This window comes from Streptomyces lavendulae subsp. lavendulae (assembly GCF_002803845.1).
GTDB lineage: Bacteria > Actinomycetota > Actinomycetes > Streptomycetales > Streptomycetaceae > Streptomyces > Streptomyces lavendulae.
Window position 1 is genome coordinate 1261131 of the sequence record NZ_CP024985.1, and the last position, 18300, is coordinate 1279430.

At 70.1% G+C, this 18300-nt stretch carries 15 protein-coding genes; 13 read left to right on the forward strand and 2 right to left on the reverse strand.

All coding sequences use genetic code 11. The features are described 5' to 3' along the window. Nucleotides 1-362: 362 nt before the first annotated feature. The 3 genes from SLAV_RS05680 to SLAV_RS05690 all read left to right on the forward strand — a co-directional run bounded on the left by SLAV_RS05680 (nucleotide 363) and on the right by SLAV_RS05690 (nucleotide 7048). Nucleotides 363-4094: a DEAD/DEAH box helicase gene (locus SLAV_RS05680; RefSeq protein WP_030229866.1), complete on the forward strand. Its 3732-nt coding sequence runs from the start codon at nucleotides 363-365 to the stop codon at nucleotides 4092-4094. A 471-nt stretch (nucleotides 4095-4565) separates the two neighbouring features. After that, nucleotides 4566-5834 carry a competence protein CoiA family protein gene (locus SLAV_RS05685; protein ID WP_158740650.1) on the forward strand — a complete coding sequence of 423 codons (1269 nt, stop codon included), beginning with the start codon at nucleotides 4566-4568 and terminating at the stop codon, nucleotides 5832-5834. An 848-nt stretch (nucleotides 5835-6682) separates the two neighbouring features. Next, a complete protein-coding gene (locus tag SLAV_RS05690) occupies nucleotides 6683-7048 on the forward strand; it encodes an NUDIX hydrolase (protein ID WP_234333581.1) in 366 nt (121 codons plus the stop codon). A gap of 8 nt (nucleotides 7049-7056) precedes the next feature. On the opposite strand, the gene SLAV_RS05695 is transcribed toward SLAV_RS05690, so the two are convergent. Next, nucleotides 7057-7338, reverse strand: coding sequence for a helix-turn-helix transcriptional regulator (locus SLAV_RS05695; protein ID WP_037687263.1), 282 nt, complete (start codon nucleotides 7336-7338; stop codon nucleotides 7057-7059). Nucleotides 7339-7441: 103 nt separating this feature from the next. On the opposite strand from SLAV_RS05695, the gene SLAV_RS05700 reads away from it, so the two are divergent. Beyond that, entirely contained in the window at nucleotides 7442-8368 is a 927-nt protein-coding gene (locus tag SLAV_RS05700; protein WP_234333582.1) for a DUF5655 domain-containing protein, read from the forward strand. A gap of 94 nt (nucleotides 8369-8462) precedes the next feature. On the opposite strand, the gene SLAV_RS05705 is transcribed toward SLAV_RS05700, so the two are convergent. Beyond that, nucleotides 8463-9209, reverse strand: a complete 747-nt coding sequence (locus SLAV_RS05705; protein WP_030229870.1) for a DNA-methyltransferase — start codon at nucleotides 9207-9209, stop codon at nucleotides 8463-8465. Between the two features lie 552 nt (nucleotides 9210-9761). On the opposite strand from SLAV_RS05705, the gene SLAV_RS05710 reads away from it, so the two are divergent. The 9 genes from SLAV_RS05710 (at nucleotide 9762) to SLAV_RS05750 (ending at nucleotide 18200) form a co-directional block, all read left to right on the forward strand. Further along, nucleotides 9762-10862, forward strand: a complete 1101-nt coding sequence (locus SLAV_RS05710; protein ID WP_030229871.1) for a C40 family peptidase — start codon at nucleotides 9762-9764, stop codon at nucleotides 10860-10862. Between the two features lie 76 nt (nucleotides 10863-10938). After that, entirely contained in the window at nucleotides 10939-11247 is a 309-nt protein-coding gene (locus SLAV_RS05715) for a DUF6112 family protein (protein WP_030229872.1), read from the forward strand. After that, on the forward strand, nucleotides 11247-11930 hold the full coding sequence (locus SLAV_RS05720; protein WP_030229873.1) for a hypothetical protein: 684 nt from the start codon (nucleotides 11247-11249) through the stop codon (nucleotides 11928-11930). Before SLAV_RS05715 ends, SLAV_RS05720 begins: the two co-directional genes overlap by 1 nt. A 31-nt stretch (nucleotides 11931-11961) precedes the next feature. Next, entirely contained in the window at nucleotides 11962-13365 is a 1404-nt protein-coding gene (locus SLAV_RS05725; RefSeq protein WP_030229874.1) for an SCO6881 family protein, read from the forward strand. A gap of 98 nt (nucleotides 13366-13463) precedes the next feature. Next, nucleotides 13464-14933, forward strand: a complete 1470-nt coding sequence (locus tag SLAV_RS05730; RefSeq protein WP_030229875.1) for an SCO6880 family protein — start codon at nucleotides 13464-13466, stop codon at nucleotides 14931-14933. 19 nt (nucleotides 14934-14952) lie between these two features. Continuing rightward, the gene (locus SLAV_RS05735; protein WP_030229876.1) at nucleotides 14953-15384 is read left to right on the forward strand and encodes a DUF6238 family protein; all 432 of its coding nucleotides are present in this window, start codon (nucleotides 14953-14955) and stop codon (nucleotides 15382-15384) included. 15 nt (nucleotides 15385-15399) lie between these two features. Beyond that, the gene (locus SLAV_RS05740) at nucleotides 15400-16902 is read left to right on the forward strand and encodes a putative type IV secretion/conjugal transfer ATPase (protein ID WP_030229877.1); all 1503 of its coding nucleotides are present in this window, start codon (nucleotides 15400-15402) and stop codon (nucleotides 16900-16902) included. Between the two features lie 141 nt (nucleotides 16903-17043). Continuing rightward, complete coding sequence (locus SLAV_RS40910; protein WP_158740652.1) at nucleotides 17044-17667, forward strand: hypothetical protein; 624 nt, start codon at nucleotides 17044-17046, stop codon at nucleotides 17665-17667. A 35-nt stretch (nucleotides 17668-17702) separates the two neighbouring features. Further along, the gene (locus SLAV_RS05750) at nucleotides 17703-18200 is read left to right on the forward strand and encodes a hypothetical protein (RefSeq protein ID WP_030229879.1); all 498 of its coding nucleotides are present in this window, start codon (nucleotides 17703-17705) and stop codon (nucleotides 18198-18200) included. Nucleotides 18201-18300 lie beyond the last annotated feature (100 nt).

Here is an 18300-nt window from a genome sequence, read left to right on the forward strand (position 1 = left end):
GGCGTTCCGGCGCCGCAGGCCCAGGCTGACCGGGACTCGGCCCACTGACGGTCCGGTAGATTCAGCGATACGGCTGATCTTCAAGGGAGCGGCAGCATGCCGCGCGTGCGACACGGGGGCAGTGGGTGCGGAGCGGACACGCGCAGGACCGTCGACAGAAGGCCCTGCTGGAGTGCTGGCGCGCGATCGAGCTGTTCAGCCCGCCGACCATCCCGGCGCTGCCCCGCCGACGCCCCGCCGCACGCTCCGGGCCGAGGGACGAGTACGTAACCGACCTGACGCCGGAGCCGGGCTGGCCACCGCTCCTGCCGTGGGCTTCAGACCATCCGGAGACGGGGGCACGGCGGGCACCGTACGGTCGCATGTGGCGGCACGAGGTCTACTGCGGGGTCTTCGACCTGGAACTGCTCCGCCAGGCAATGATCGCCGTACTGCCCGCGGGGACCGATCCCGACCCCGGCGTGCCGCAGACTGAGCTGGTGCTGTCGGGCCAGAGTGCGATGTTCGCGCTGGTCCTAGACGACGAGGGCCGACCGCTCGAAGACACGTCCGTGATTTCCGCGTGCGCCTGGGCTACCGGCCGCCTCTTCGATCCGGGGCCGTCCACACCGGGGTGGCTGGACGGATTCGAGGAACTCGACGAAGCATTCGGCGGGGCGATCGACGAGCTCACGGCCACCACGATCCCTTACGGTCCCACCACACCGGCTGCCGAAACAGCGTACGCGCGGTGGCCCGGCTCCGAGGGTACTGCGGGAGCGCCGGGCACGGCCGGCGGCGGCTGGCAGCGGCTGCTCGCCGAGATCCTGGGCGGCGCCGCCGTCGGCGCGGTCGGGGCCCTGTTCGGCGAGGTCGCCGGCGCCGCCCTCCAGGGCGCGGCGGAACCCCTGGTGCGCCGCGCCGCGGACTGGGCCGCAGCCCGCCGCCCCGCCGAGGAGCAGGTGCGGTCCGGGCGGCCGGACGGCACCCGGGGCGTCCCCGAGGGGTCGTCGGCCGGCGGTCCTGACGTGCCGACCGAGGCGGATCACGGGGCTGGCGCCGGTGCCCGTCCACTCGGCTTCGCCGATCTCGTCGCCCTGACCGCGCAGATTGCCGACCTGTGCGGAGTACAGGACCACCTGCGCCCGCAGGTGGTCCGGGTACGCAGCAGGCTGGTCCAACGGCCGCGGGACCCGCAGGCGAAGGCCGCCGCCGCCGCGCCGTTCTTGAACAGTCTGCTCCCCCCTGATCTGGCCCGGGTTTCCGCGGCCGTCGGGAAGGGGTTAGGCCCGGCGCTGGAGGCGTACCTGACCGAGCTCGACGCCGTCGCCGTGGGGGCGCGGACGGATGTGCGCCGGGAGCGCGGGGTCGTCCTGGAAGGGGTGGCTCCGGAGCTGGTTCCGGCCGGCCGCTGGCCCGCACCGGCGCGGTTCCCGCTCGCGCTGAGCCAGCAGTTCGCGGTCGACCGGATGCTCGCCGACCGAGCGGGAACCACGGGTGGGATATTCTCCGTGAACGGCCCGCCGGGCACGGGCAAGACCACGATGCTGCGGGACCTGGTCGCCGCACTGGTCGTCGAGCGGGCAGCGGTGCTGGCCACGTTCGACCGGCCCGAGAAGGCGTTCACCGGTCCGGCCTGGCACGGCAGGGACCGCCAGGGCACCTACCCCCGCACCGTGTCGCGGCTCGACCCTCGGCTGACCGGGTTCGAGATCGTGGTCACCTCCTCCAACAACGGCGCCGTGGAGAACATCACCGCCGAACTGCCCGGCATGGGCGCGCTCGGCGAGCACTGGCACGGCGGCCCCGACCACTTCTCCGACCTCGCCTCCGCGCTCCTCGGCGGGCCGGCCTGGGGTCTGGTCGCAGCGGTGCTCGGCAACAAGACCAACCGCAAGGAGTTCGCACAACGGTTCTGGTGGGGCCGGCTGCCCGAGAAGGAGACCCGGGCCCGCTCCGCTGCGGGACTGCCGCCGCTGCGCGGCATGCAGGACGTCCTGCGCGACTGGCTCCCGCCGAAGCCCCCGCCCGGAGGCCGGCCTCGCGTCACCCCGCCGGACCAGGCCGCGGCGGCGGGTACCGCCCAGCCCGTGCCGTCGTGGACCGAGGCCGTCGCTGCGTTCCGTACCGCCCAGGCCGAGGTAGAGCGGCTGCGCGCCGAACGCGCCCGGCTGGCCGGGGCCCTGGCGGCCGTCGAGTCCCCGTCGGCCGGGCAGCGGATCGCGGACCGGGAAGCCGCCGTGTCCCGGGCCGACCAGCAGGTCGCCGCCGCCACGGCGGTCCTGGACCGGGCCGCCGCCGCCTCGGCCACCGCCAGGACGGCCACAGTGGTGGCCGAGGCCGGATACGGGACGGCCTCCGAGCATGTACCGCGGGCCCGCCAGGAGCTGGCCACCGCCCGCGCGGACCTGTCGGCCGCCCGTGAACTAGCCACGCACCACCGTGAGTACGTGACCGCGCTCACCGCCCGCCACGACGCGCCCCCGGTCATCGAGCGGGGCCTGCGCGGCGGACTGCGCCGCCTGCTGCAGAGCTCTGCCGACCGGCAGGCCGCCGAAAGGCAGCAGGAGCTCACCCAGGCCGAGATCGCGCACCTGCTCATCCAGCAGCGCGCTGCGCTCGAGGAATCCCTGGAACAAGTCGCCGCGGCCGTGCGCACCGAGTCCCTGGCCGCCGACCGGCACACCCGCTCCGGCAGCGCCGTCGACGATGCCGCCGCCAGCCTCACCGCCGCCCTCGACCACGAACGGGCCGCGAGCGCGCGGGAGGCCGTGGCAGCCGCCGCCCTCCGACACGCCCGGCACATCGCAGACTCGTCCCGCCGCGACCTGCGGGTCGCCGTGGCCGAACTCGACAGCCGCCACCGCGAACTGCGGGAGGCGGCCCGGACGCTTCCGTTCCTGCCGCTCGGCTGGTCGCACCTCGCCGAAGCCGACCAGGAACTCGGCTCGCCCTGGTCCGACGAGGCCTGGTCCACCGCGCGCAGCGACCTGTTCCTGCGCGCCCTCGACCTGCACCGCGCCTTCGTCGCCGGCGCCGCAAAGAAGGTCCGCGGCAACCTCCAGGTCCTCATGGAGCTGATGGCCGGCACCAACGGGCCCGTACCCGACGAGGAGTTCGAGCACGCGTGGCAGACCCTCTTCCTCCTGGTGCCCGTCGTCTCCACCACCTTCTCCTCCATCGGCAGCATGTTCGCCCGCCTCGGCCGGGAGTCGATCGGCTGGGTGCTCGTCGACGAGGCCGGGCAGGCCACCCCACAGGCCGCGGCCGGGGCGATGTGGCGGGCCCGTCGTGCCGTTCTGGTCGGCGATCCGCTCCAGCTCGAACCCGTCGTCACCATGCCCACGGCCCTCCAACGCCGGCTGCTGAACGCCTACGGCATCGACGAGCACTGGCTGCCCTCGGCCACCTCCGCCCAGGCCGTCGCCGACCGGACCAACCGCTACGGCACCTACCTGCCGGCCCCGGACACCGACGACGAGCACGTCTGGGTGGGCTCGCCGCTGCGCGTGCACCGCCGCTGCGAAGAGCCGATGTTCACGGTCAGCAACGAGGTCGCGTACGGCGGCCTCATGGTCCACGGCACCAAACACGAAGCGTTCCCCGATGCGGAACGGGACGGCCTGCTCCCCAGCCGCTGGCTCAACACCGACGACCCGGCCCGCCCACCCGAGGACCCGTGGGGCGAACGCGACCGCCGGGCCTTCGAGTTCATCCTCGACCACTTGCACCGGCACGGCGTCGACATCGAGCGCGTGCGCGTCATCGCCCCCTTCCGGGCCCTCGTGGCCGAATGCCAGAAGATCTGCCGCGGCCGTGAAGGCTGGACGTCCGCACTGATCGAGGAGCGCTGCGCCACCGTCCACCGGGCCCAGGGCAAGGAAGCCGATGTCGTCGTCCTCGTGCTCGGCGGCGGCCGGCCCGGCGCCCGCGCGTGGGCGGCCGGCACCCCGCACCTGCTCAACGTCGCCGCGAGCCGCGCCAAGCGCCGCCTCTACGTCATCGGCGAGCGCGACCTGTGGGCCCCGCTCCCCCACTTCGACGTCCTCGCCCGCGAGCTCACCGATTTCCACCACCGCCGCGACCACGCCACCTGGCCGCCGGACGGCGAGTAACCGCCGACCAAACGGCAGAGCAGAGGACTACACGGACGCCACGATGCAACGCCGCAAGCCCGACTCAAGGCGCAAGCCAGAATCGACCCCTTGGCCCGTGCACGACAGATTCCACTCATCCGCAGAACGGAAGTTGGCCGACTCGCGCCTTAGCAGCCAGGTCGCGCGTGATTCCCAGATCCCCGGCGAGGGTGCGGGTGAACGCCTGCACCTGTTCCCGGAGCTGGGCCTACATACCTTCGGGGGTCGTAGATCAACGTGGTCTGGGCAGGGCCGTTGTCGGCGTGGGCTGCTATGCCTGGGTGGTCTGTTTGTGCGGGAGGAGAGGGGCTCGTGCCGTACACGGCTGTGCATGCCGTCTTGGGGCGGCTGTATGCAGGGCTGCCGGATCTGGGGCGCGGGATCGTCTGGGAGGACGTACACCGGGTACGGCCCCGAGCACCACTGTCCTGTCCGGACTGTGAGGGCGCAATGAGTGCGGTGCTGCGGGGCGGGACCCGGTTCTTCGCACATCACGGAAAGCGGCCAGACGACTGCCCGCTGGAGAACGAGAGCTTCGAGCATCACATGACGAAGCTGGTGCTGCTCGGGGCGATCCGCGATGCGGGCTGGCACGCCGAGCTGGAAGTGAGCCCGCCGGACAAGTCCTGGCGGGCCGACGTGATGGCCACCTCCCGGGACGGCAGCCAGCGGATGGCGTGGGAGGCGCAGTTGTCGCCGATCACCGTTCCCGACATCCAGGCACGCACAAACCGGTATGCCGAGGCGGGGATCCGAGTGTGCTGGGTGTCGCCGCACGAGAAGTCCCCGAAGTGGATCGACGAGGTGCCCGCAGTGCGGGCCCAGCCTTCGGAGGCCGGCGGGGCGTGGGCGGTGGATGATGGTGTCGCCGCGTTCGACTGGAGTTTCGGTGCGTGGGGTGTGCGGACGACGCCGCTGCTGGTGTTCGTCCGGTGGGCGCTGGAAGGTCAGGTCGAGCCGGTGGTAAGTCTGCGCCGGTATCACCGGGTGAAGCGGCGGGTGGGTGGGCGGCTGTGGGTGCTGCGACGTGGGATGTGGTGGACGTCGGCGAAGTCGGCCCGCTTACAGGCCGAGCACGACGTGATGCGCCGGCGCCAGGAGGAGAGGAAGCGGGTCGCGGAAGAGGCGCGGCTGGCAGCGGAAGCGGAGGCCGAGCAGGTCCGCTTGGAGGAAGCCGCGCGGGAGGAGGCGCGCCGCCTGGAGAAGCTGGAGGAGAGTAACCGCAGGGCGCGGGAGTTGTCGGATGCACGGCACGCCCGGTGGCTGGAAGAACGGGCGGAGCAGGTGGCTCGGCGAAACCGGAAGCTGGCCGAGGCAGAGGAGCGGCGGCTGCGCGAGGAAGCCGAGGAAGCGGAGCGCGTCTTGCGCGCGGAGGAGGCCAGCAGGGCGTGGTGGTCGTTGCTCTCCGGCGCTCAGGTGCGGGAGTTGTTCGAGGCGGTCGCTGCCTGGGCCCGGCAGGAGCACAAGGTGCAGCTACGGATCCCGGATGGGCTCTACCCAGAACCGCGCTACGGCCACGGCGCTCCCCTGTTCAGGGTGGATGGGTACCTGTACGGGGTGGCCCGGCCCTGCCCCGGCCTGCTCGTGCCGTCAAACGGGGTCGGCCAGCTGACGGTGTTCGTCCGGAACAAGACCGAGGCCAAGATGCTGGCTGGCGTGAAGTGCAAGGAGCTCGTGGTCTTCGATTTGCCGGAGCACGAGCAGCTCTTCTTCGGATAGTCCGACCGCCCCGCGGCCGACAAGGCGCCAACGGCGCGCCAAGCGCGGCCTGGACTGTGAGCATTGCCAACTGCACAGGTCACCCCGTTACAGGTAAGCACCAATCGAGCCGTCTGCCCTGCCTGCTCTCCACCGGAGCGGTGCGGGCTGAACAACAGTAAGTCCGTCCAGATCATCTATCGCCTCAACGGCTTCATCGACGGGCAGTCACTTACGGCGTACTCACCATCTCCTGTTCGCCGCGTGCGCGCCTTGGGTGCCGTGTTTAAGCTTGGAACCGGTGCTGTGCCTGGTGATCATTTGGGCACAGACTCGACGAAACAGAGCAGGCCGGTGACAGCCGCGCACCGGTATGCCGCAGTGCGCGGTATGTGAGCTCCCTTCCGCGCCAAGACTGACGAGGTCATCCTGGTGACATGGCGACCCTCCCGAAGGCTCCCTGCCCCTCTTGCGCCGTCCCGCACGCCCTGCTACCTACGAAACGAATCGGGTACGGGTCAGTCAAGGACCACAAGATCGAGCCCCGGGCACTGGTGCTGTGTCCGGGCAGCATGGTCCACGTCGCTTACGCCGAGGCGCGGGCGTGGCAGCTCGAGTTCGAGCGCGCCCAGCAAGACGCAGCAGCGTCGACCGCGGTGGAAGAAGGACTCTTCTAGGGATGACGATTGGGCAGCCGCCCCTATTCAACTCATCACGGAAACAACGAGGAGCACGCGAGGATGACCCACCCACAGCGTCCCGTCGGTCATCGCCCACCTCCCCACCCCGACGATGGGAGTGTCGTGAGTAGCGGACAGGCGTCGCTGAATGGCAGCGCCGCCCCTGCGCCTTGGGTGGCAGGTGCGGTTGTGGCTCACGAGGGCCGCGTCTTGCTCGTCCGGCGACGGGTCGCCGAGGGCCAACTCTCATGGCAGTTCCCGGCGGGCAAGGTCGAGCCGGGCGAGTCCTTCGAGGAAGCCGCCGTACGCGAGACGAAGGAGGAGGCCGGAGTGGACGTGCTCGCCGTGGCCCCGCTCGGAAAGCGGGTACATCCGATCACCGGACGACGGGTCTCGTACACGGCCTGCGAGCTGGCCGGCGGGACCGCGTATGTCGCGGACGTCGACGAGATCGCCGAGGTCGCGTGGGTGGCCCTGTCAGAGATCCCGCGGTACATCCCCTACGGACTCTTCGAGCCCGTCCAGCGGCACCTGGACGTCGTCCTTCAACCTTGACGTAGCTATCAGGACGAGAGCCTCTGCTGCTTGACCCAAGCCTGCACGTCCGACACCTTGAACTGGATCTTCGCGTTGCGGCCAGCGCCAAACTTGTAGGGGGTGAGCCCCAGGCGTGGCGCTTCCCTGTAGACCCACTGAACCGACATGTTCAGGTAGGTCGCCGTCGACTTGACGTCCATGAATTGCGGCGTCACGTGGCACTCCGGGGCTTGCGTGAGGGACCAGGGCCCAGCGCCCTGATGTCCAGCAGCCTCGCAGCGGTCCTCGGGCTTGGTGAGGCCGCGCATCTCCGGTACATGGTCCTGAGCCAGTAGATGCGCCCTGCCCCGAGCCCGAGGGAATACCTGGCGGACCTCGCCGATTGTCGCTTCGGATGATCCGAGGACTTGCATGGGGGCGGGCGTGAGTGATCTGAAGGCGTTCCGGATACGGGATGGCCGGGCGGTGGAGATGGCGGGGTCCTCCGTCGCGTTGGAGCGGCAGCTGCAGTCGCTGATCGAGGCCAACATGGAAGCCATGCTCGGCATCCGCTTCCTGGCCAGCGAGTACCCGACCGGGCGCCACCGCGGGCGGATCGACTCCCTGGGCCTGGACGAGACCGGGACTCCCGTGATCATCGAGTACAAGAGAACCCGGGACAAGGAGGTCATCACCCAGGCGCTCTCCTACCTGGCGTGGCTCGAGGACAGTCACGCGGAGTTCGAAGGCCTGGTGCGTGACCGGCTCGGGGCTGATGCCGTGGAGACGGTCGACTGGACCAATCCGCGGCTGGTCTGCGTGGCCGGCAGCTTCACCTCGCACAGCGCCGTCGCGCTGGAGGTCATCGGGCGCCGGATCGACCTCATGGCCTACCGGATGTTCGAGGACGTCGTGACGCTGCAGTTGGTGGCTTCGGTCGGCGGCCAGGCTGCGCCGGTCCGTCGGCGGGTGTCCGCTGCCTCGGAGCCGGCGGGGACGACGGTCCCGAAGTCGGTGCAGCAGTATCTCGACGAAGCTCCGCAGGACCTGCAGGACCTGTTCGCGGATCTGGACGCCGTGCTGCTGGCATACGGGGACGTCCGCCGGGAGGCGCAGGTTCACTACTTCGCGTACCGCAGGATCAAGAACGTCGCGACCGTGCGCGTCCAGCCGCGCAATCGGGTCCTGGTACTGAACTTGAAGGTGGATCCGCGGACGGTCCAGCTGGCCGAGGGGTTCTCCCGGGACGTGAGCGGTCTGGGGCGCCTCGGGACCGGGGACCTAGAGGTGCGGATCAGGTCGCACGAGGATCTGGAGCGGGCCGGTGAGCTGATCCGGCAGAGCATCGACGCAGGCTGATCACCACCAGGGCAGAGGGCGGCTGCCGTCCGGTTTTTGCCGGACGGCAGCCGCCCTTCTGTCGTTTCACCCTGCGGGCCCAGGCGCGGCCGTCTCACTTGCCGGGCCCGGCCAGGGCGAAGTCGCCCTGGAGGCTCGTCTCACGGAGACGCTCCTCGGCGATGCCAGCGTAGTGGTCGGAGAGCTCGACGCCGATGAAGTTGCGGCCTTCCAGCAGAGCGGCCACGCCGGTGGAGCCGCTACCGGTGAAGGGGTCGAGGACCGTGCCGCCAGGCGGGCAGACCTGGACGAGCTGGCGCATGACCTCGACAGGCTTCTGCGTGATGTGGACCCGGTCCTTGCGGGGCTGGGAGGCGACGTAGTGGCCCGGCAGGTAGAGATCGCGGGTGTTGTCGAGGCTTCCCTTGACGCCCCAGACGATGAACTCTGAGTCCTGCTTAGGACCGCCCTTGCGGGGCCGGGAGGCCGGCTTGATCCAGGGGATGGTGCCGGACCAGGTCCAGCCGGCCATCTGGAGGGCATCGGTGGTGGTCGGTTCCTGCCTCCAATCGGTGAAGACCATCACCACCGCGTGTTCTCGAGACGCCCGATACGACTCGGTGAGCAGGTCGGTGAGCCAGGCGCGATACGAGCGCTGATCGCGGTTCTCGCCGGGGAAGTTCTGCAGGTCGTGCTTGGCGTCGCCGCTGGTGTACTTCGCGCGGGCGGTCCGCCCGGTTCGGTCCGAGCTGGTGCGGCCGCCAGAGTTGTAGGGCGGATCGGTGATCACTGCGTCCACGCTCACGTCCGGCAGGGACTTGAGGACGGTGAGCGCATCTCCTCGGTGCAGCGTGTACGACACAGGTGCGGCCTTTCATTCGTCTTGCGGTCGGTCGCGATCCCAGATCTGTTTTGGAATCTGGGAGTACGCACCGGGGATTACCCCTCCATAGAGCCTCGGGCGGCGCTCTCGTGGGTTTGGTGCGGTGGAGGTTAACCGACTTCCCCAGCCGTGCCGAATGAGCCCGCGCTCCCCTCGAAGGCGGACCTTCACGAATTCCCAGCCTGCTTGGTGCGGCCGGATTCCGTCTCTACAGTCTCGCCGAGTCCAAGCCCTGGAGCTGCTGGAAATTCGGAGGGACGTACCTCTCATGTGCCGAATGAGATTACGAGTGCGGCTGGCTGCCGCGCGCCAACACCAAGGACTTAGATGCGAGTTAGCCGCTCCCCTGCGTCATCACTGCCTTTGGCCCGCTGAGGCCGAGCATTCACGACCAGTGCGGCACCGGTGGCCTTTCGACGAGAACTCCGGTGCTGCCCTGTCTACGAGTAAGGAGCTGCGGATGCAGCTTGCCCGGGCACGTCCAACTCCCTGGCCCAGGCTTCGGCGTCAGCGAGCATCCGGCGGTCACCCGTGATCAAGGTTGCCGCGATAGCCGGCGCGGTAGCGGTCGCTCCACTGATCCTGATCGCGCCGCTCACTGTTGCTCTGATCGGCTCCTCGAACGCACAGGCTGCCTGCGGTGACCAGCAGGGTGTCGATACGGCCGCGGTGGCCGGGCAGGTGGAGTCGGTCCTCAAGGGCAGCAGCAGCGGCTCAGTGTCCGTGCCGGGCCTGGATGACCCCAAGGAACAGATCCCGAACGCCAAGGCGATCCAGGCGACCGGCGTAGCGATGAAGGTGCCCGTTCGCGGGCAGATCGTCGCGCTCGCCACCGCCCTGCAGGAGTCAGGGCTCCGGAACCTCGACTACGGGGACCGGGACTCGCTGGGGCTGTTCCAGCAGCGCCCTTCGCAGGGCTGGGGGACACCAGAGCAGGTACGCGGTCCCGTCTACGCCTCGACGAAGTTCTACGAGGGACTGCTCGAGGTGTCGGGGTGGGAGTCGATGACCGTCACCCAGGCTGCTCAGGCAGTGCAGGCGAGCGGTTTCCCCGACGCATACGCGAAATGGGAGCCGTTGGCGACAGCACTGCAGAAGGCCATCAGCACTGTCCTCCCCCAGGGCGGCGCGGCAGCCCCTGCGCCCCTTGGTGGTGGGTGCGGAGCCGGTGGCGACGGTACGGGCTTCGCTCCGATTCCGCCCGGCTCGCTCCCGGACGGGTACCAGATTCCGGCGGATGCCCCGAAGCCCGTACAGACGGCTATCCGTTGGGGCCTGGGGCAGCTCGGTACCCCGTACCAGTGGGGCGGTGCCTGCACCGAGCCGCGGGGCCCGGACCCGATGGGGCGGTGCGACTGCTCCTCGCTGATGCAGATGTCCTTCAAGGCCAGCGGAGTCTCACTGACCCGGACCACGTACACACAGGTCAACGAAGGCCGCGCGGTGAGCGTCGACACCCTCCAACCCGGCGATCTGCTGTTCACGCGCGGCACGGCCGCCGTACCCGAACACGTCGGCATGTTCATCGGCTCGGGGCTGATTCTGCACGCACCCCGGACCGGTGACGTGGTCAAGATCTCGACCCTCGCGGACTGGAAGCCGGACGTGCTCGCAGCCCGTCGCGTCGTCTGACCGATCTCCCGCCTTCCCCCTCTCCCCCATCCCACTCTCGGGCCTCCCCATGCCCATTTTCGAACTGGAGTTCCCCATGAAGTTCGTTGAGAAGATCCAGTTCCTTGCGTACGACCCTGGCGTCACACCGCGCGAGGGTGGCCTTCCCGGACTCGATGTCCTCAAGAACGTGATCAGCTCCATCAACCTGTTCGGCATCATCGCCGTGGTCGGAGCGCTGGCCATCTCCGCGCTCGTCTGGGCCTGGGGCCACCACAGCGGAGGCCACCAGGCGGAGGCGAACGGCAAGAAGGGCACCGTCGTCGCGGCGGGTTGTGCCCTGCTGCTCGGCGCCGCCAACGGCATCGTCGCGTTCTTCTCGGCGATGGGCACGCAGGTCCACTGATGCCGAAGAAGCGTCTCCCCGAGGGAAGGCACAGCGCTCCTGCCACCTCGTCGGTCTGGCGGCGGATCCTGATCGGTGCCGTCGTACTGGCCGTCCTGACCGGGGTGGCCGGACTGCTCGCCTATTTCACCCGCACCGATGCCGGCGGTAGGGCGAAGGAACCGGAGGCCACGGCATCGGCCGCTCCGTCCGTCCCGGCCAAGCCCTCCGCGGGATCGGGGGGCAGCGCCCCGACGCCGCCCACGACCAGTGACCCGATCGCCTTCGGGAAGGCGGCAGCTCAGGCCCTGTGGAGTTATGACACCCGCACCCTCTCCCAGCCGGAGCACTTGGCCGGCCTCCAGCGGTGGATGACAGGCGAGGCGAGGTACGCGGACTGGGCCTCCGTCACCAAGCAGATCCCTGACCCGGTGCTGTGGTCCCGGTTGCGGGACAACCAGCAGCACATCACCGCCACCGTGGGCGAGGGGCACTTCCCGAAGGTGTTCAAGGCAGCCCTGGCCGCCGACCCCGGTGCCATCACCTCCGCCCACGTCTACGCCGTCACCGTCTCGGGGCGTCAGTCCATCGCCTGGGCCGGTGCCGGCGGTGGAGCGGAGGCCCGCTCCCTCACGCTCGCGGTTCAGTGTCGGCCGCAGCAGAGCTGTGCGCTGGCCGGCGTCCTGCCGACCGTCTCGCCGTGACTCCCCCCGTCCCTGAAAGGAGGTACCCCCTGTGGGAGCCTGCGACATCCCCATGATGGACAAGGTCTGCGGCATCGTCGGCGGCGTGGTCGGTTCCACCGGCGAAGCCGTCACCGACGGCATCGGCGCCTGGATCGCCAAGTCCATGGGCGAGATGGCCCAGGGCGGCGCCGATCTCGCCGCCCAGGCCGTCGACCAGACGACCGGCATCGATCTCAATGCCGAGTGGTTCCGCTCGAACTACGAGCTGCTGCTGCCGATCGGCCTCATCCTGACCGTCGGCACCTTCTGCTTGCAGCTGATGCGCGCCGCGTGGCGCCGCGACGAGCGGGCGCTCGCCCAGGCCGTCAGCGGCACGGTCGGCGGCGTGATCTTCGCGTTCGCCGCCATCGCCTTCACCACCGTCGCCCTCAACGTGGTCGACGCGCTGAGCGCCGGCTTGTTCCAGGCGGCAAACAGCTCGATCGACGACGCGGTACGCCGCATGATCAAGGTCAACCTCTACGGCGCGATGTACGGCTTGGGCTGGGGCATCCCCTCCATCGTCGCTCTCGGCGCCGCCGTCGGGGCGTTCCTGTACTGGGCCGTGATGGTCGCCCGCAAGATCGGGATCCTGGTCCTGGTCACCTTGGCGGTCTTCGCGGGTGCCGGCGGCGGCTGGGAGGTCGCCCGGCGCTGGCGGCGCGGCTGGATCGAGGCCACCGGCACGCTGATCGTCAGCAAGATGCTGATGACGATCGTGTTCCTCCTCGGCATCTCCGCCATGGGCAAGACCGATCCGGCGGACGGCCTCGGTGCCCTGTCGGACGCCATGGCAGGCATCGTGATCATGGTGCTGGTTCTGCTGTGTCCGTACGCGACCTACAAGTTCATCCACTGGGCTGCGGACGGCGGCGGGCAGGAGGATCTGCACCGCACCGGTGTGGCGGGCGCGGCGGTGGCCGCTCAAGCCGCGAAGACGGCGGGGCAGCTCGCTGTCCAAGCCGGTACCGGTATGCCTGCTCCACAGGGACCGGCAAAGGTTCCAGGGCAGGGCTCCGACGGTGTCGTGTCCGGGATCGATCCGAGCGGAGGCTCGGGAGAGATCTCCGGCGGTGAGCAGAAGCAGACCAGCTTCCGATTCGGCGAGGACGCGGGTGCCACCGGCGACAAGGGCCACGCACTCATCCGTAGGCCTCCCGGTGACGGTGACCGCGGGCAGCCGCTGATCCAGCGCCCCGGCCAAGGCGTCGGCGGCGCGTTGGCCGAGACTGCCCCGGCCTCGTCCGGGCCGACGCCGCAGGGCTCCGGGGGATCGGCCACGCAGCCGATCCAGGTGTACCGGGCGGCGCCCCGTACCGGCTCGGCGGGTCCCGTCGGCGGGCCGACACCGCAAGGCGACGCCACATCTCAGTGGTGGGTCTACCCCAGTCAGCCGAACGGTCCAGCCTCCTAGCCCTGCCCAACCAGGGGGCGGGCCGTGGCCTGTGCGGCCTCAGCCCGCCCCCGTTCCCTCACCTCGCGCTTTCTCAACGTTCCAAGGACGGCCTCGCCATGCCCTTCGACTCTCCACAGCCCGACGGCCCTGCCACGGTGAAGTTCCCCCACCGCTCGCGCCGGGGCGTCCTGCTCGGACTGTCCGCGCCACAGCTCATCGCCGCCACCATCACCGGCCTGCTCCTGCTCGCGGTGCTGATGGCCTCCGGTGTAGCCAGCGCGCTCAAGCTGATACCCCTGTGGGCGCTCATCCTCTCGGCCGTCTTCGTACGTCATCGCGGCCGGTCGCTCGCCGACTGGGCACCGATCGCCCTGCGGTACACATGGCGGCGTAGCAAGCGCCAGCTGGTCTGGCTGACCCGGCCCTCCAGTCGACCGCGGCGCGACGGACTGCTCCACCTCCCCGGCACCGCCGCGTCCCTGCGCGTCGTCACCTCGCCGGACGGCCGTCTGAGCGCCGTACACGACCCCCACAACGGAACCCTCACCGCCGTGGTCAAGGTCTCCTCCCGGGCCTTCGCCCTGCTCGATCCCTCCACCCAGAACCACAACGTCGCCGGCTGGGGCCGCACTCTCGCCGCGCTCGCTCGCACGGGCCACATCGCCCGGGTCCAGGTGCTGGAGCGCACCGTGCCGGACAGCGGCGACTCCCTGAACCGGTACTGGGGCGCGTACGGCAATCCCCAGGCGCACCTTGCCGGGCCGGTCTACGCCGACCTGCTGACCGCGGCCGGCCCGGCCGCAGCCCCGCACGAGAGCTACGTGGCGCTCGCCCTGGACCTCAAGGCGGGCCGCCGTCTGATCAACCAGGCCGGTGGCGGGCTCTCCGGCAGCTTCGCCGTCCTCACCCAGCTCACCTCCACCTTCGACCAGGCCGCCCGCAACTCAGGCCTCACCCCGGGCAGCTGGTTGCTCGCGACCGAGTTCGCCGCCGTGATCCGTACGGCTTACGACCCCAAGGCGCTGGCAGCCCTCGACCAGTGGTCGGCCACCGGACGACCGCAGGCCGACCCGGCTGCCGCCGGCCCCGTCGTCCTGGTCGAGAAGGCAGACCGGATCGAGACCGACTCGGCCCACCACGCCACCTTCTGGATCGAGAACTGGCCCCGGATCGAAACCTCTCCCGGCTTCCTGCACCAGCTTCTCTTCACCTCTGGGGTACGGCGCACCCTGTCCCTGACCTACGAGCCCAAGGGGCTGGACGCCGCACTCAAGGACGTACAGCGCAAGAAGGCCACCGTGATCGCGGACGCCGCCGAGCGCCAGCGCAAGGGCCAGGTCGACTCCGAAGAAGACTCGGTGGAGTACGCAGACATCAAGGACCGCGAACGCCAGCTCATAGCCGGCCACGCCGACGTCGCCCTGACCGGGTTGATCACCGTCTCCGCCGACACCGCCGAGCAGCTCAACTCCGCCTGCGCGGCCATCGAGACCGCGGCCGTCGCCGCCCTCGTCGACCTCCGGCCGCTGACCTGGCAGCAAGCCGAGGCCTTCACGAACGCCGCCCTGCCGCTCGCCCGCCCGTAGCCGACCGAAGGGGTTCCTCATGCCGACCGAGTCCCAGGCGGAGCTGGCGTACGCCACCGAGGCCCTCGACTTCCACCGGGCAATCACCGTCCCGGCAGGACCCGTCGCAGCGAGCCGCACCGAACTAGACGGCCTGCACCGCCATCTCCTCTCCCTGTACGCCCTGTTCGACGCCCATGCGACGCGTACTCAACCGCTGGCCAGGGCAGAGGCCGACCAGCTACGGGCGGCCCGGATCCGGATATGGCAGGCGGCGGAGCATCTCCACGGCGCCTTTCACGCAGCTCCCCGCCCCGGCACCGGCCTCATCCCCTCGCGCGAGGAGTGCCGCAGCCGCCTCCCGCAGGGAGCGCCCGAGCTGACCATCTGCCGACGCCACCTGGAGACCGCCGTCCTCGTACGGTGCGACCACACCCCCGCCGAGCTGCGCGGCCCGTCCACCCGACTCTGATCCAGGAGCACCAACATGTCCTCCCGCACCCGGGCGACCGCCAGCCCCCTCTTCGTCCCGCACAAGACCGACCGTCGCTCCGCCCGCGTGGCCCGTGACGAGTTCGCCGCCGCCCGCGTACAGGCGAGGCACGCCTCCCAGCCGGAGACCATCCGTACGAAGACCGGCGCCGCCCCCGAACTGCGCCCCACCTACCCGGCCGCCGGCCGACCTGGACCGGACTCCGGCCGCGGTGGGCGGCTCAAGCTCCCCGCCCACCGCATGACAACTGCGACCGCGAGCGGCGCGTACCCCTTCCTCGCCGAAGGCGGTCTCGGAGCCCAGGGGATCTACGTCGGACAGGACGTCCACGCGGAGGCGGCGTTCACGTACGACCCGTTCGCCCTCTACGGGCGCCTGGAGGGCTTCACGAACCCCAATATCCTGCTCGCCGGGATCATCGGCATGGGCAAGTCCGCCCTCGCCAAGTCCCTCGCCGTGCGCGCTGTGGCCTTCGGTTACCGCATCTACGTCCCCTGCGACCCGAAGGGTGAGTGGACGGTCGTCACCCAAGAGCTGGGCGGCCAGACCATCGCCCTGGGCCCCGGTCTCCCCGGCCGGCTGAATCCCCTGGACGCACCAGCCAGGCCTCACGCCGTCAGCGAGGCCGACTGGACCACCGAGGTCCGCAAGCGACGCCTCCTGCTGCTCGGTTCGCTGGCGAAGACCGTTCTCCGACGCGAACTGCACCCCATGGAGCACACCGCCCTCGACATCGCGCTCGACCACGTGGTGGCGTACCGCACGTCGACCGGCACCACCCCTCTGCTCGGCGACGTCGCCTACGTTCTCGGCTCCCCCGAGCAGCTCGAGGCCGCCACCGGCGACCGGTCGGGACGCCTCGGCCACGCTGCTGAAGACCTCGCTCACGCGCTCCGTCGTCTCATCCACGGCGACTTGGCCGGTATGTTCGACGCGCCGTCGACCGTCCGCTTCGATCCCGGCGCGCCGATGCTGTCCATCGATCTGTCCCGGCTCGGCGGGGCGGGCGACGACACCGGCCTCGTCCTCGCCATGACCTGCGCGAGCGCCTGGATGGAATCCGCCCTCTCCGACCCGACGGGCGGGCGCCGCTGGGTGATCTACGACGAGGCGTGGCGCGTGATGCGGCACGTCGCTCTCCTGGAGCGCATGCAGTCCCAGTGGAAGCTGTCCCGGGGCCTGGGCATCGCGAACATGATGGTCATCCACCGCCTGTCCGACCTCTTGACCGCCGGGGATGCGGGGTCGCGAGGACGAGCCCTGGCCGAGGGCCTGCTCACCGACTGCTCGACCCGGATCATCTACCGCCAGGAAGCCGACCAGCTGGCCACCGCGGCCGCTGTGCTCGGACTGACCGGGGTGGAAACCCAGGCGGTCTCCGCCCTGACGAAGGGCCGCGGCCTGTGGAAGGTCGCCGGCCGGAGCTTCATCACCCAACACCTGCTCCACCCGCGGGAACGGGAACTGTTCGACACCGATCTCCGCATGGCTGCATGACCCTCATACCCCTGATCCGCGGCTCGGCCAAGCCCGGCGGCCCGGCTGACTCTTGCAGCCCACGGAGTTGCCGGCCTATCCCGGCTTCGTTGGTCCCAGAACCCCTACACCGAGAACGCCACGACGAAGGGACTTCAGCCAGTGCTCCTCCCCCTTGAGCCCGACGTCGCATTCGGTTGGCACCCGGACCTCGGCGTTGCGGCAGCCGTCGCGGACGCGCGTCCGTACCTCGACGAGGTCCTACGTGAACACGGGTTCAGCCACAGCGCGGGCAGGGACCTCTACCTGCTGCCATCCGACACACCGCACGCAGCGGCTGTACGCGCGGCGGCCGGTGCAAGCCGCCGGTTTCAGGAGGCTCACCTGACCGTGGTGGCCGATCCCCGGCTCGCAGCCGTTCAGGCCAGCGCCCGTCCGGCTGCGGTATCCGACGGCACTCGCGAGCGGCAGCAGGCAGTCGGTGTCGACGAAGTTCTGGAGCAGATCCGCAACCGGCACGGCGGCTCGGCTACCGATCTCGGAGCGTTCATCAACACCGCGGCCGCCTGGTGCGACCGGATGGCCACGTCCAGTGGGGAGGACCTCGCTGACGACCTCCGTTCGCTCTCCGCCGAGGTGAACACATCAGTCAGGCCGGCGAGCCGTGCGGCACAAGCGCGGGCAGCCACGGCCTCCTCGGTGCGTCGCCCGGCTTCGGCACCGACCGCACCCATTGCCGCCCCACGCCCTGACTCCCCTCCGGTCAGGCCCAACCGTTCCCGTTGACCAGTCCCCCTCATCCCCGAGAGGAATGCACTTCCATGGCCGTCAAGACCCTCTGGTCGATCGAGCACGACTGCGGGCACACCACGCAGGCCGATCTCTCCGATCGTCAGGCCGATCGCCGTGCCGGCTACGCACGTTGGCTTGCCCAGCGCGATTGCACGGACTGCTGGCAGTCCTGCCGCAGCCAGGACGCCACGTCGCGATCGGATTGGCTGGAGCAGAAACGTTCCGCCGAACAAGCCCGCGCGGCCGAGTGGGCCGAGCGGTACCGGATGCCGTCGCTCGAGGGTGTCGGACGTGCTCTCGCCTGGGGGACGCGGTGCCGTCACCAGCTGGTGACGGCCGCCTACACAGCCCTGGTCGTGGAAGGCGAGATGAGCGACGCCGAGTGGGAGGGGTTCGAGGGCTCTCTGCGGCCACTCACCCGCGCCGGCTGGTGGATCGACCAGCGGGATGCCGACCCGGAGGACCTTCCCGAGCTCGTCGAAGCCGCCACCTCGGACGACCGGCCCACCGAGAACCCCTTCTTCTGAGCCGCACTCCAGTGCCGCACCTGCACAGGTCAGTTGCTCGACCGACCACGCCACAGACGTCCAGGAGTCCCTTCCGTGAACCGCAGATCCCTCGCCCTCT